Raw genomic sequence first — 13,509 nt, 5'->3', positions numbered from 1 at the left:
TACCGTCCGGCACAGCCTGTACTAGCCGTGCGCCCTGCCGCTGACCCGCGACAGGTCGGCGGCACCGATCATCCCTGCCCGGGGCCCGAGGGCGGCAAGCTTGATGGCGGCTGCAGGCCGGAAGCCGCGCCCCGTCAGGTTCCGGGTGAATGCGGTCCGCGCGGGGCCAACCAGAAGCTCGCCGGCATCGCACAGGCCGCCGCCGATAACAAACGTCCCCGGGTCCAGCGCTGCCGCGAGATTCGCAAGGCCGAGCCCGAGCCAGTGCCCCACCTCTTCCAGGAGCTCCCTGGAGGCCGAGTCCCCCGCTTGGGCCCGTTCCGTCACGGTGACGCCCGTAATGTTCTCCGCAGCGCCTCCGGCGGCCTTGAGCAATTCGTAGGCGACCGGGGAATTCCGCAGCGCCAGCTCCCGGGCTTCCCTGCCGAGGGCATTCCCGGACGCGTATTGCTCCCAGCAGCCCCGGTTGCCGCATTCGCAGCGATGTCCGCCGGGGACCACGATTTGGTGCCCGAACTCCCCCGCTACTCCGAATCGCCCACGTTCCACGCGTCCGTCCATGACCATGGCACCACCAATGCCGGTGCCGAGCGTGATGCAGACGAGTCTGCTCTCCCCTTGCCCTGCGCCGAAGCGCCATTCAGCCCAGGCGGCAGCGTCGGCGTCGTTGGTGACCAGGACCGGGCGCCTCAGCAGGCTCTGCAGGTTCTCCCGCAGAGGCTCGTTACGCCAAGCGAGATGCGGGCTGAACAGCACCGTGCCGCCGTCAAGATCCATCCAGCCTGCCGCACCAATCCCCACAGAGGCGATTCGATGGCTTCTGCCCAACTCTTGGACAAGCTCGACGATCACTTGCTCCACTGCCCGGGCGTCATTGCCCGGCGTGGAGCGCCGGGCTTCATCAACTACATGACCCGAGGGATCCACAACACCGGCAGCAACCTTCGTGCCGCCGATGTCGATCCCGATAGCCAATCCCCTGCGACCAAGGTGGGAGCGTCTGGCGGCCCATGGAACCGATTCCCAGCGAATGCCGCCGTGGGTGGAACCGGGGCGGCGGCCGGTTACGGTTGAACCGGACCAGGAAGTCTTCCGAACGCGTGCCGTGGTCTGGTCGTTGGATGAATTCAGAGGCATGCCGCCATCCTATTCCGAGTGCCACATATGTACTGACATGGACGCCGTGTGACCGGGGGCTTGCTCGGTTGCATTGGAGGAATGGCGCGCTTCACGTAATGTTACTCATCAGTAACTTGAAATAGGTGAATTGCGACACACCCATTACTTGGCCGTATAGAGTTAGAGCAGCCCCGCAATGGTCTGTTGATATCGAAGGAGCTATCGTGCGTGAATTCAGTGTTCCGCCCCTGGTAAATGTTGCCCCCGAAACCAACATCACGGACCTCGTGGTTCGTCAGGCCGCCAAGCCATCCAACCCCGCCCTGTTTGCCAAGCTCGACGGCGCCGGCCAATGGCAGGACATCCGGGCAAACGAGTTCCTCAACGATGTGTCCGCGCTGGCAAAAGGCCTGATCGCTAACGGCGTCGCCGTAGGCGACCGCGTGGGAATCATGTCCAGGACCCGGTACGAATGGTCCCTCGTGGACTTCGCCGTGTGGTTTGCGGGCGGCATCTCCGTGCCGATCTACGAAACGTCATCGCCGTCACAGGTGGCCTGGAACCTCGGCGACTCCGGCGCTGTTGCGGCATTCGCCGAGTCCCCACACCACGAGGACGTCATCCGGCAGGCCGTCACGGCCGAAGGCCTCAGCTCAGTCGCCCATGTCTGGCAACTTGAGGGAGGCGGCCTTGATACCCTCCGCGCCGCCGGGACCGGCATCAGCGACGAGGAACTCGAGGCTCGCCGCGGCAGCGCTGTGCTTGCCGACGTCGCCACCATCATCTACACCTCCGGCACCACAGGCCGCCCTAAGGGTTGCGAACTCACGCACGGCAACTTCGTCGAACTTTCAGAGAACGCGCTGGCCTCCCTTGGTGACGTCGTCAACGAGGACGCCAAGACCATCATGTTCCTCCCGCTGGCCCACGTCTTCGCCCGCTTCATCTCGGTCCTGGCTGTAGCGGCCGGCTCCCAGGTCGCCCACACCCCGGATATCAAAAACCTTCTCGGAGACCTCCAGAGTTTCCAGCCGTCATTCATCCTCGCCGTTCCCCGCGTCTTCGAAAAGGTCTTCAACTCGGCCCTCACCAAGGCGGAGGACGGTGGCAAGGGTGCCATCTTCCATAAGGCCGTGGACACGGCAATCGCCTACTCCAAGGCCCAGCAGTCGGGCTCCGTCGGGCTGGTGCTGAGGCTCAAGCACGCCGTCTTCGACCGTTTGGTGTACGGGAAACTCCGCGCGGCTATGGGCGGCCACGTCAGCCACGCCGTCTCCGGCGGTGGCCCCCTGGGCGAACGGCTAGGCCATTTCTTCCACGGTGTCGGCTTGCAGATCCTGGAAGGATACGGGCTCACTGAGACCACGGCACCTATTTCAGTAAATACCCCGTCCCTGATTAAGATCGGCACGGTAGGAGCACCGCTCCCGGGCAACGCGGTCAAGATCGCCGACGACGGCGAAATTCTCGCCAAGGGCGTCTGTGTCATGAAGGGCTACTTCAAGCGGGATGACCTCGCCGCGGAAACCTTTGTGGACGGCTGGTTCCGAACCGGTGACATCGGCGAACTGGACGCACAGGGTTTCCTGAAGATCACCGGCCGCAAGAAGGAAATCATCGTCACGGCCAGCGGCAAGAACGTGGTGCCGGCCCTCCTCGAGGACCAAATCCGGGCGGACGCACTGGTTTCCCAGGTCCTGGTGGTCGGCGACAACCGGCCCTTCATCGGCGCGCTGGTCACCCTCGATGAGGAAGCCCTGCCCGGCTGGTTGGAACGCCATGGCCTTCCAACGTCCACCACTCCGGCGGACGCTGCGGACAACACCTTGGTCAGGGCAGCCGTCCAGGAACTGATCAGCCACGCGAACCAGTCCGTCTCCCACGCGGAGGCCATCAAGTCGTTCCGGATTGTGCCGTCAGACTTCACCGAGGCCTCCGGCCACCTCACACCGTCCCTGAAGGTCAAACGCGCCCAGGTCATGAAGGACTTCGACGCCGTGATCGAGGAAATGTATTCGGCGCCCAAGGCGTCCTGACACCCCCCACCCTGACATATCCGGAATCCAAAGAGTAAGGTCCCGGGCTCCTGAGCCCGGGACCTTACTTCATGCCTGCTCCGCGAAGAAGCGAGCTGCTACTCGACGACGATCAACAAATCGCCGCCCTGGACCTGCTCCACCTTGTTGATGGCGAGGCGGGAGACCGTGCCGGCTACCGGCGTCGTGATGGATGCCTCCATCTTCATCGCCTCAATGGTGGCGACGGTGTCGCCTGCCTTGACGGCGTCGCCGGCTTTGACGGTCAGCGTCACGGCACCGGCGAACGGCGCTGCAACCTGACCGGGCTGGGACGCATCGGCTTTCTCCGCAGCCTTCACGTTGCTGACAACAGACTTATCGCGAACCACCACGGGGCGGGACTGGCCGTTGAGCTTGCACATGACGGTGCGCATGCCCTTTTCGTCGGGCTCCGAGACCGCTTCCAGGGAGGCAATCAGGCGCACGCCCTTCTCGAGCTCCATGACGTGTTCGGCGCCGAGCTGGAGACCATAGAGATAGTCACGGGTGTCAAGGACTGACAGGTTGCCGTAAGTGTCAACGCTCTTGAGGTAGTCCTTCGTGGGACCGTCGAACAGCAGCCGGTTCAAGGTCCTCTGGCGGGACTTGGAATCGCCCTTGAGTGCCGCGCTGTCCTCGGCGCTCAGTTCGACGTCGCGGACCTTGATGCTGCGGCCCTGGAGCGCCTTGGTGCGGAACGGCTCGGGCCATCCTCCGGGAGGATCTCCGAGTTCACCTGACAGGAATCCGATGACGGAGTCCGGGATGTCGTAGTTCTGCGGGTTCTCGTTGAAGTCCGCCGGGTCCGCGTTGATTCCCACGAGATGGAGCGCGAGGTCGCCCACTACCTTGGAGGACGGAGTCACCTTGACCAGGCGGCCCAGAATACGGTCCGCTGCCGTGTACATGTCCTCGATGGCTTCAAACCGCTCGCCGAGCCCCAGCGCCATGGCCTGCTGGCGCAGGTTGGACAGCTGGCCACCAGGGATTTCGTGCTGGTAGACCCGGCCCGTGGGACCTGGGAGCCCTGATTCGAACGGCGCGTAGACGCGACGGACAGCTTCCCAGTAGGGCTCCAGCGCGCTGACGTTCGCCAGGCTTAGGCCGGTATCCCGCGGGGTATGCGCCAGCGCGGCCACAAGGGCCGACGCCGAAGGCTGGCTCGTCGTGCCGGCCAGGGACGCGGACGCGACGTCGACGGCGTCCACGCCGGCGTCCACGGCTGCCAGCAGGGTGGCCAGCTGGCCGCCTGCGGTGTCGTGGGTGTGCAAGTGGACCGGGAGGTCGAAACGCTCACGCAAGGCGCTGACAAGCTTGGCAGCGGCCGCAGGCCGAAGCAGGCCAGCCATGTCCTTGATGGCGAGGATGTGTGCACCGGCGTCGACGATCTTCCGGGCAAGGTCCAAGTAGTAGTCGAGGGTATACAGCTTCTCGTCCGGGTCCAGGAGATCGCCCGTGTAGCAGAGCGCGACCTCGGCTACGGCGGTGCCGGTGGCACGCACCGCTCGGATTGCCGGAGCCATCTGGTTGACGTCGTTGAGGGCGTCGAAGATGCGGAAGATGTCGATGCCTGTTGCCGCGGCCTCGTTGACGAACGCCTCGGTGACTTCTTCCGGGTACGGCGTGTACCCAACTGTGTTCCGGCCACGGAGCAGCATCTGGATACAGACGTTGGGCAGGGCCTTGCGCAAAGCGGCGAGGCGGTCCCAAGGATCTTCGCCGAGGAAGCGCAGTGCGACGTCGTACGTGGCACCGCCCCAGGCTTCGACCGACAGCAGTTCGGGCAGCAGCGCGGAAACGGCCGGGCCGGCTGCGACGAGGTCGCGGGTGCGGACACGCGTGGCAAGGAGCGACTGGTGTGCGTCACGGAAGGTGGTGTCCGTGACCGCAACGGCGGTCTGCTCGCGCAGGGCCTTGGCGAATCCTTCCGGACCCAATTCCTGAAGCCGCTGGCGGGATCCCGCAGGTGCTACGACCCCGGAAACCGAAGGCAGCTTGGCCGCGGGGTCCGAGTGGACCTTGAGTTCCCCATTGGGCTTGTTGACGGTGACGTCGGCCAACCAGGTCAACAGTTTGGTTCCGCGGTCTGCCGAAACGTGGGACTTCAGCAGCTCGGGGCGCTTGTCGATGAAGTCGGTGGCAACGTTTCCGGCAATGAAGTCCGGATCAGCAAGAACAGCCTGAAGGAAAGGGATGTTGGTGGATACGCCACGGATCCGGAACTCGGCCAGGCCGCGCCGCGCGCGGGCCACGGCGGCCGGGTAGTCGCGACCGCGGCAGGTCAACTTGACCAGCATGGAGTCGAAGTGCGGACTGATCTCGGCACCCGAGTAGACCGTGCCGCCGTCGAGACGCACACCGGCGCCGCCTGCTGAACGGTAGCCGGTGATCTTTCCGACGTCGGGGCGGAAGCCGTTGGCGGGATCTTCCGTGGTGATGCGGCACTGCAGGGCGGCGCCCTTGATGGATACCGACTCCTGGCTCAGGCCGAGGTCTGCCAGGGTCTCCCCCGATGCGATGCGCATCTGAGCCTGGACGAGGTCAACATCGGTGATTTCCTCGGTGACCGTGTGCTCCACCTGGATGCGCGGGTTCATCTCGATGAAGACGTGCTGGCCGGCGCGTTCGCCCTCGGTGTCCACCAGGAACTCCACCGTTCCGGCGTTGACGTAGTTCAGTGCCTTCGCGAAAGCCACGGCGTCACGGTAAAGGGCCTGGCGGATGGACTCATCCAGGTTAGGGGCCGGAGCGATCTCCACGACCTTCTGGTGGCGGCGCTGAAGGGAGCAGTCGCGCTCGAAGAGATGCATGACATTGCCCTCGGCATCGGCCAGGATCTGGACCTCGATGTGACGAGGACGCAGCACGGCCTGCTCCAGGAACATGGTGGGATCGCCGAACGCAGCGTCCGCCTCGCGCATCGCCGAATGCAGGGCTTCCGGAAGATCCTCGCGGGTCTCAACCCGGCGCATGCCGCGGCCACCACCACCGGCGACGGCCTTGGCGAAGATCGGGAATCCAACCTCGTCCGCCGCAGCGATGAGCTCGTCGATGTCGCGGGACGGCGCGCTGGACTTCAAGACCGGCACGCCAGCCTTGCGGGCGGCTTCGAGTGCGGCGACCTTGTTACCGGCGAGCTCCAGCACCTCCGCCGGCGGGCCAATAAACGTGATGCCTGCGTTTTGGGCTGCGCGGGCGAGGTCCGGGTTTTCGGACAGGAATCCGTAGCCCGGGTAGATTGCGTCTGCACCCGATTCTTTGGCGACACGGACGATTTCGTCCACGTCCAGGTAAGCACGGACCGGATGACCCTCCTGGCCAATCAGGTAGGCCTCATCGGCCTTCTGCCGGTGGATCGAGTTGCGATCCTCATACGGGAAGACCGCTACGGTCTTGGCGCCCAGTTCATAGCTAGCGCGGAAGGCCCTGATCGCGATTTCGCCGCGATTAGCCACCAGAATCTTGGAAAACATGCTTCTCCTGCATCATTGCGGGTGTAACGGTCGGTGGTCACAGTGTGTAAGACCTCCATACCCAAACACAAATCTTTGTGGTGACAGTCACATGGGGATTCGTCACGAGCAGTGTACCTTCGCGCACGATACGGATTCACGTGCTAAAGACAGGAGAAGTAACAAGCCAACCAAGCCGTTCCGGGCTGATAAGGCAGGAATCGGCGGCCACTCAACATATGATGTTGAAGGGCGGCGGCAGAGCCCCGGTTCCGGCACAGCCGGAACGCAAGCACCGCGACACGGCAACCGGCGTTAGGTTTTGGGTTTTCAAGTGCAAGTAGTCAGCATCAGCAGCCTTAAAGGCGGCGTGGGAAAAACATCCGTAACCACCGGGTTGGCCTCGGCCGCACTGGCCGCAGGCATCCCCACCCTTGTTGTGGACCTGGATCCCCACGCCGACGCCACCACAGCCCTCGGCGTCCAGGCCAGCGACCAGCTCGACATTGGCCGGATGCTGAAGAATCCCCGCAAGGCCAGGCTCCTGGATAACGTGGTCAGCAGCGGCTGGGTTGAACAGGCCCGCCGCAATGGCGGAGGGACGGCCCTTGATGTCGCCGTCGGATCCGCCTACACCGGAATCTACGATCGGCCGGACCTCGGACGCCGCGATCTCCGCCGACTCTCTGCCGTCCTGGCTCCCGCCGAAAAGTATGAGCTGGTGCTTGTGGATTGCCCGCCATCGCTTAACGGGCTGACCCGGATGGCTTGGAGCGCGAGCGACCGCGTTGTGCTTGTTGCCGAACCCGGACTCTTCTCAGTAGCGGGCACCGAACGCACCATGCGTGCAATCCAGCTGTTCCGACAGGAATTCGCTCCCCAACTCGCCCCTGCAGGCATTGTGGCCAACCGGGTCCGTCCTGCCTCGTCCGAGCACACGTTCCGGCTCGCCGAGATGGAATCGATGTTCGGCGAGCTCTTGTTGGCGCCACAAATTCCAGAGCAAGCGAACTGGCAGCAAATCCAGGGTGCGGCGCACGCCGTGCATCACTGGCCCGGTGATTCCGCCAAGAACACGGCCAAATTGTTTGACACCCTCTTGGAGAACATGCTGTCCTCACGCAACGACTCGCGGGAACGCCGCCAGCGCTGACCCAAGGTTCGGTGCCTGCGCGCAAAGCAGCGTCGTGGGGAGTAACGCGATGAAGCCGCCTTCCTCTCGGGAGACGGCTTCATTGGTCTTTGGTGGCGGTTCGCAGGGATCCCGACGGCGGGTCGGGAGGTGGAACGTGCGGTTTAGCCCGTGCGGCGTGCCGATCGGCGCTTACTCAGTTCGTCGTCCGGAAAGGATTGTTCTACCGCGTGCTCGCTCGGGAGGGCAGCGAGGCTGCCCTCGACTTCACGCCACACCCGGCCAACTGCGATGCCGAATACGCCCTGGCCTCCCTGGACCAGGTCAATGACTTCGTCCGCAGAAGTACATTCGTAAACGCTCGCGCCATCGCTCATGAGCGTGATCTGGGCCAGGTCTTCCACTCCGCGTTCGCGCAAGTGCTCAACGGCCGTGCGGATCTGCTGGAGTGACACGCCGGTGTCCAGGAGGCGCTTGACGACTTTGAGGACCAGGATGTCACGGAACCCATAGAGCCGCTGCGATCCGGAGCCGGCTGCGCCGCGCACAGCAGGTTCTACAAGTCCTGTACGCGCCCAATAGTCCAGCTGGCGGTAGGTGATCCCTGCTGCCTTGCACGCGGTGGGACCGCGGTAGCCGGCATCTTCATCCAGGACCGGAAGGTCCTCGGTGAAAAGCAGACCCTGGGCACCGCTTGCGGGGACAGCAACGCCTGTCGAGGCCTGCTTTAGCTCGCCTGCTTCGCCTTTGGGACTCACGTGACCCTCCTTGTCAGAAGTTCCCTTGGGGATGGTGCATGTGGCGGCCAACACGAAAGGGAAATGCAGTCGTGTAATTTCAACGCGTCCGCACCTTTCAGTGTGACTTGCGCGGGTCCCGGATGCAACGAGAACTTGATACCTTCGACGTTAGGCGTGCCGAGGCCTGAGGTCAAAGACGTTCGGACCATTTTCAGGTCGTGTCGAAACTTTCACCCTCAACTTTAACCTTAGGTCGCCTTCACCCTTCGAAGTCCTCAGGCTCCACGTCGTCCAGAAACTCCCGGAAACGGCGCAATTCACGCTCTTCGTCAACTTCGGGGCCGGGCTCGGTATCTTCACCTTCGTCGTGTTCGGTAATACGGACGCCGGCTTCATCCATCACGGCATCAGCACACCAGATGCGGCATTTCGCCCGTAAGGCAAGGGCCAAGGCGTCAGACGCACGGGAACTGACCACTGTGCCGTCGTCAAACTGGAGCTGACCGTAGAAGATGTTGTCCTCCACCGCCACAATATTCACGCTAATGATCGTGTGGCCTAGAGCCTCAACGACGTCGATCAGGAGATCGTGGGTCATGGGCCTGGGCGGCACTACACCCTGCTGGGCCAAGGCGATCGCGCTGGCTTCGGGCGTACCGATCCAGATCGGAACATGGCGTTCCCCGTGCATCTCCCGCAGGAGAACCAGAGGCTGGTTTGAAGGCAGTTCAATCCGCACTCCAACAATCTCGACCTCGATCATCATGCTTCCATACGGGAGATACGGTCCTGCACCAAGGCACGGTGCAGGCTGAGGCAGAGTTCGCTGATTTCGCGGGCGGCTTCGGCAGCCCGAGACTGCGATGCCGCATCCTTGCGGGACGTCAGCGGAGCAACGACCCGTTCCACTAGGCCGAATTCACGTTCGGCTGCGGCTTGGAAGGGCCGGAGGTGCCGGGGCTCAAGTCCGTGGCTTTCAAGTTGGACACATGCCCGCGCCACTTGGAGAGCGTGTTCGTCGAATTTTCCATTGACGTGGCTGATGAGCCCGAAGCTGAGGAGGGACTGCAAAAGCGGGACGCTGGCTCCCGATTCCGTCCGGAGCTGTTCCTCGCTCAAGGCGCGTGCGTGGCCCTGCAATTCAGCGGCCAGTTCGTCCGAGACTATCCGCGGTGAAACGGACACGCCGGGCGGAAGGTTTTCGGGACGCTCGCCGCGGTCGATCGCGTCCAGATAGTCCTTGATGACTTTGAGCGGCAAGTACTGGTCTCGCTGGAGCGCCAACACGAAGCGCAAACGCTCGACGTCGCTCTCGGCATACTGCCGGTATCCGGCAGGAGTGCGCTTCGGATTGATCAGTCCCTTTTCCTCAAGAAAACGGATCTTGGACGCCGTCATGGTGGGAAAGTCGTCGCTCAGTTGAGCGAGGACCTCTCCGATATTGAGGACCTGCGGTCCGCGCCGTTCCGGCTGGGCCATTGCCACAGGCGTACCCGGAATCAGTCTTGGCCTGCTGCGCGGGCAGGGCTCAGGTAGTAGGTGAGGCGGAACTTCCCGATCTGGACCTCGCTGCCATTCTTGAGCAGCACATTGTCTACCCGGTCTTGGTTGACATAGGTGCCGTTGAGGCTTCCGGTGTCCACCACTTCGAACCCCTCGGGGGTGCGCACAAACTCGACATGCTTACGCGAAACCGTCACGTCATCCAGGAAGATGTCCGCATCCGGGTGGCGGCCGGCCGTGGTGGTGTCCGAGTCCAGGAGGAACCGTGCACCGGCGTTGGGGCCGGTGTGGGCAATCAGCAACGCCGATCCTGGAGGCAATGCTTGAACAGCCGCGCGCTCTTCGGGTGCCAATGGCGGGCGGACATCCGACTCATGGTGCCGCACAGGCGTGAGCTGGATTGACGTGGTCTCCGACGTTGGCTGTCCTACTGCACCGTGCTCGTCCCGGGCTTGGTTCCGCTTGCCGCCAACCATGGAAATCCTCCTCATCCCCCAGCAATTGTCACCAACTGCCGGTTACGCATCTGCCCGGTACCGCCGGGCCAAACGGGTCGCTGGCCCGCCGCAACCGCTCCCTTGTTTCGAGGAGAGCCGACTTGGCGGGCCAGATACCTTTTAGCCTACCTGTTGTTCGTACTCTGATGCACTGAGCAGGGTCTCGATGGCGTCAGCTTCCGAAAGCTTTACCTCGAACAGCCAACCGTCACCGTAGGGATCCGAGTTGATCAGGGCAGAGTCAGTATCGAGAGCCTCATTGCGGGAGACAATTTCGCCGCTGACCGGGGCGTAAATGTCACTCACGCTCTTCGTGGACTCAACTTCACCCACGACGTCGTTTCCCTTCACCGTGGTGCCGGGCTCGGGTAGTTGGGCGTAGACAACGTCGCCGAGTGCATCCTGGGCGAAGTCCGTGATGCCGACGCGCACGACGCCGTCTGCATTCGGGGCGCTGACCCATTCATGTTCGGCGGTGTAGGAAAGATCGGCAGGGATATTGCTCATGAGTCGCCTTTCATCGGGACGTTACGGACCACGACGGCGGCCCGGAGGTCCGGCCACCGCTGAAAGTATAAGCACATCCAGCCCTCCTCCCCACAGGTGTCTGGGATGATTGGAACCAGACTCGAGCCGCATAGTCCTGCAACGCCGTCGAAGGAGCGCGATCATGCCGGAACTGCCCGAACTCACTGCCCTGACCGATTTCTTGGACGAGCGGCTATCCGGCGCACAGCTCACCCAGTTGCTGCTGCCATCGGCGTTCGCCCTGAAGGTTGCGGACATTCCCTATGAATCGCTGATCGGGAGGACAATCGATTCCGTCGGTCGACGGGGAAAATTCCTCGCTTTCAAAATCGCCCCTTCCGTTGAAGCCTCCCAGGGTGGAGACTCAGCAGAGCCTCTCTACCTGATCGTCAATTTCGCGAAGGCCGGCTGGCTGCGGTTCTCAGACAAACCACCTAGTGCCGAAGCCACTGGTGCGGGCGGCTATTTCGCCGCGCAGCTGGGCTTTTCAAATGACGGCCACGGCTATGGTGTCACCCTGACCGACGCAGGAGCGTGGAAGGGATTGGCCATCTTCATCGTTCGCCAGCCTATGGAGGTCCACGGCATCGCAGAATTGGGACCGGATCCCCTGGACCTCGGCTTCGGCTTGGACGAGTTCAGCAGGCTCTTCCGCAACAGGCAGCAGATCAAAGGGATCCTGAAGAACCAGAAGCTCATGGCGGGCATCGGGAACGCCTATAGTGACGAAATCCTCCACGCAGCGAAGCTGTCACCCGTCGCTACCGCCTCTTCTCTGGAACCGGACGCCGTGGAGCGTCTCTTCACGACGATGAAGGAGATCCTCAGTGGCGCCGTCCAGGAGTTCTCAGGAAAGAAACCCAGCGAACTGAAGCCAGCCAAGAAAGCCTCCATGCGCGTGCACGGCCGGACCGGAGAGGCTTGCCCTGTCTGCGGGGACACCGTGCGGGAAGTTACCTTCGTGGGCACCTCGATGCAGTACTGCCCCACATGCCAGACCAACGGCGAGATCCTGGCCAAACGTGGTTCGGGCGACGAGGGCTGATTCCCGACCGAAGCCCACCACACTTCTGTGGCGGGCTTCGGCGCGTTTCGCTTAGGCGACCGGCGACTCCTCAGGTTCGCGTACGACGTCGGGGGCTGCTTGCGGTGCGGAAGCAGCCTGTGCGCCTCCCCCGCGCCGTGCAGCGCCCGCGGCAGCGATCATCACGAGAAGGGCAGCCACGGTGATAATGGCCCCGGCCCAGATGGGCGAGGTGTAACCCAAGCCCATGGTGATGGTGACGCCGCCCAACCATGCACCTAGCGCGTTGCCCAGGTTGAAGGCGCCGATATTCGCGCCGGAGGCAAGGGTGGGGTCGGTAGTGGCAAAGTGCATGACGCGCATCTGCAGGCCCGGGACAGTGGCGAAGCCGAAGCCGCCCATGAGCGCGAGCGAGAACAGGGTGGCCACGGGGCTCGCGGCGGTGAGTGCGAAGAACACGAGCACCAGCACCAAGCCCGCAAGGATGACCACAAGGGTTTTGTCGATGGTTTTGTCGGCCGCCTTGCCGCCGGCAATATTGCCGACGAACAGTCCTGCGCCAAACAAGACCAGGAGCCACGGGACGGCGTGGGGATCAAATCCGGAGACCTCGGTCAGGGTGAAGGCGATATAGGTAAAGGCGCCGAACATGCCACCAAAGCCAAGGATGGTGACGATGATGGAAAGCCACACCTGACCGGATTTGAAGGCGCCGAGCTCATTGCGAAGACTGCTGGTAGCAGCATCGTCCTTGGTGCGCGGGACCATGAGGGCAATGCCGACGAGCGCCACAACGCCGATGATGGTGATGGCCCAGAAGGTGGAGCGCCACCCAAGGTTCTGGCCGAGGAAGGTCCCGAAGGGCACGCCGAGCACGTTGGCTGCAGTGAGGCCGGTGAACATGATGGCAATGGCTCCAGCCTTCTTGTGGGCCGGGACCAGGCTGGCTGCGACGACCGAGCCAATGCCGAAGAAGGCTCCGTGACAGAGGGCGGCGACGACACGCCCGATCAACATGGCCGGGTAGCTGTCCGCGATGGCGGAGAGGAAGTTGCCGGCGATGAACAGAACGAGAAGCCCGATCAGCACGGGCTTACGCGGCAAGCGCGTTACGGCCGCTGTGACAAGGAGGGCGCCGACAACGACGCTGAGCGCATAGCCGGTGATGAACCAGCCGGCGGCGGCTTCGCTGACCCGGAAGTCGCTGGCAATCTCGGGCAAGAGGCCCATGATGACGAACTCGGTCAAGCCAATGCCGAATCCGCCCAGGGCAAGGGCGATCAACCCTGCGGGCATGTTGTGCTCCTTTGTGGGGATGGATTCCCGTGAGACTGGAAGTGCGTCGCCGAGAACCGTAGAATATTAGTTGCAGACGCTGTATATATAGTTGCATACGCCATCAAATTGCGCAAGCAACTACTTTGCGCGTCTGGTTTCTTCATCAATCGGCAGGAGTT

At 63.1% G+C, this 13,509-nt stretch carries 11 protein-coding genes; 3 read left to right on the top strand and 8 right to left on the bottom strand.

Annotated features, from left to right (window positions below):
- Window positions 1-21: 21 nt before the first annotated feature.
- A complete protein-coding gene (locus tag LFT43_RS07440; RefSeq protein ID WP_395801864.1) occupies window positions 22-1,137 on the bottom strand; it encodes an ROK family glucokinase in 1,116 nt (371 codons plus the stop codon).
- 206 nt (window positions 1,138-1,343) lie between these two features.
- Between LFT43_RS07440 and LFT43_RS07435 the strand changes: the two genes are divergently transcribed.
- Window positions 1,344-3,155 carry an AMP-dependent synthetase/ligase gene (locus LFT43_RS07435; protein ID WP_395801862.1) on the top strand — a complete coding sequence of 604 codons (1,812 nt, stop codon included), beginning with the start codon at window positions 1,344-1,346 and terminating at the stop codon, window positions 3,153-3,155.
- Window positions 3,156-3,253: 98 nt separating this feature from the next.
- Here the strand turns inward: LFT43_RS07435 and LFT43_RS07430 are convergent, their stop codons facing one another.
- Window positions 3,254-6,649 (bottom strand): pyruvate carboxylase, encoded by a 3,396-nt coding sequence (locus LFT43_RS07430; RefSeq protein ID WP_395801860.1) that lies wholly within the window; start codon window positions 6,647-6,649, stop codon window positions 3,254-3,256.
- A 313-nt stretch (window positions 6,650-6,962) separates the two neighbouring features.
- On the opposite strand from LFT43_RS07430, the gene LFT43_RS07425 reads away from it, so the two are divergent.
- Window positions 6,963-7,781, top strand: coding sequence for a ParA family protein (locus LFT43_RS07425; RefSeq protein ID WP_395801859.1), 819 nt, complete (start codon window positions 6,963-6,965; stop codon window positions 7,779-7,781).
- Window positions 7,782-7,924: 143 nt separating this feature from the next.
- On the opposite strand, the gene LFT43_RS07420 is transcribed toward LFT43_RS07425, so the two are convergent.
- The 5 genes from LFT43_RS07420 to gcvH form a co-directional block, all read right to left on the bottom strand.
- The gene (locus tag LFT43_RS07420) at window positions 7,925-8,518 is read right to left on the bottom strand and encodes a MerR family transcriptional regulator (RefSeq protein ID WP_284983831.1); all 594 of its coding nucleotides are present in this window, start codon (window positions 8,516-8,518) and stop codon (window positions 7,925-7,927) included.
- A gap of 241 nt (window positions 8,519-8,759) precedes the next feature.
- Complete coding sequence (locus LFT43_RS07415; protein ID WP_184739384.1) at window positions 8,760-9,263, bottom strand: bifunctional nuclease family protein; 504 nt, start codon at window positions 9,261-9,263, stop codon at window positions 8,760-8,762.
- Window positions 9,263-9,979, bottom strand: a complete 717-nt coding sequence (locus LFT43_RS07410) for a MerR family transcriptional regulator (RefSeq protein ID WP_395801858.1) — start codon at window positions 9,977-9,979, stop codon at window positions 9,263-9,265. The genes LFT43_RS07415 and LFT43_RS07410 overlap by 1 nt, the downstream gene beginning before the upstream one ends.
- A gap of 20 nt (window positions 9,980-9,999) precedes the next feature.
- Window positions 10,000-10,479, bottom strand: a complete 480-nt coding sequence (locus LFT43_RS07405) for an FHA domain-containing protein (protein ID WP_395801857.1) — start codon at window positions 10,477-10,479, stop codon at window positions 10,000-10,002.
- A 141-nt stretch (window positions 10,480-10,620) separates the two neighbouring features.
- Window positions 10,621-11,007: a glycine cleavage system protein GcvH gene (gene gcvH / locus LFT43_RS07400; protein ID WP_078105597.1), complete on the bottom strand. Its 387-nt coding sequence runs from the start codon at window positions 11,005-11,007 to the stop codon at window positions 10,621-10,623.
- 163 nt (window positions 11,008-11,170) lie between these two features.
- On the opposite strand from gcvH, the gene LFT43_RS07395 reads away from it, so the two are divergent.
- Window positions 11,171-12,073, top strand: coding sequence for a DNA-formamidopyrimidine glycosylase family protein (locus tag LFT43_RS07395; RefSeq protein WP_395801856.1), 903 nt, complete (start codon window positions 11,171-11,173; stop codon window positions 12,071-12,073).
- Window positions 12,074-12,124: 51 nt separating this feature from the next.
- Here LFT43_RS07395 and LFT43_RS07390 read toward each other — a convergent pair whose 3' ends face one another.
- A complete protein-coding gene (locus tag LFT43_RS07390; protein ID WP_395801855.1) occupies window positions 12,125-13,348 on the bottom strand; it encodes an MFS transporter in 1,224 nt (407 codons plus the stop codon).
- Window positions 13,349-13,509: the final 161 nt, after the last annotated feature.

Origin of the sequence: Arthrobacter sp. FW306-04-A, from assembly GCF_044358315.1 — a bacterium.
Classification (GTDB): Bacteria; Actinomycetota; Actinomycetes; order Actinomycetales; family Micrococcaceae; genus Arthrobacter.
Note: the sequence above shows the minus strand (reverse complement) of the source record. Positions and strands in the feature narration are given on the sequence as shown.

Bases quoted from the DNA above. Each gene is read 5' to 3' on its own strand.
- LFT43_RS07440 (WP_395801864.1), bottom strand. From the start codon at position 1,137: ATGCCTCTGAATTCATCCAACGACCAGACCACGGCACGCGTTCGGAAG.
- LFT43_RS07430 (WP_395801860.1), bottom strand. From the start codon at position 6,649: ATGTTTTCCAAGATTCTGGTGGCTAATCGCGGCGAAATCGCGATCAGG.
- LFT43_RS07415 (WP_184739384.1), bottom strand. From the start codon at position 9,263: ATGATCGAGGTCGAGATTGTTGGAGTGCGGATTGAACTGCCTTCAAAC.
- LFT43_RS07410 (WP_395801858.1), bottom strand. From the start codon at position 9,979: ATGGCCCAGCCGGAACGGCGCGGACCGCAGGTCCTCAATATCGGAGAG.
- LFT43_RS07405 (WP_395801857.1), bottom strand. From the start codon at position 10,479: ATGGTTGGCGGCAAGCGGAACCAAGCCCGGGACGAGCACGGTGCAGTA.
- gcvH (WP_078105597.1), bottom strand. From the start codon at position 11,007: ATGAGCAATATCCCTGCCGATCTTTCCTACACCGCCGAACATGAATGG.
- LFT43_RS07395 (WP_395801856.1), top strand. From the start codon at position 11,171: ATGCCGGAACTGCCCGAACTCACTGCCCTGACCGATTTCTTGGACGAG.
- LFT43_RS07390 (WP_395801855.1), bottom strand. From the start codon at position 13,348: ATGCCCGCAGGGTTGATCGCCCTTGCCCTGGGCGGATTCGGCATTGGC.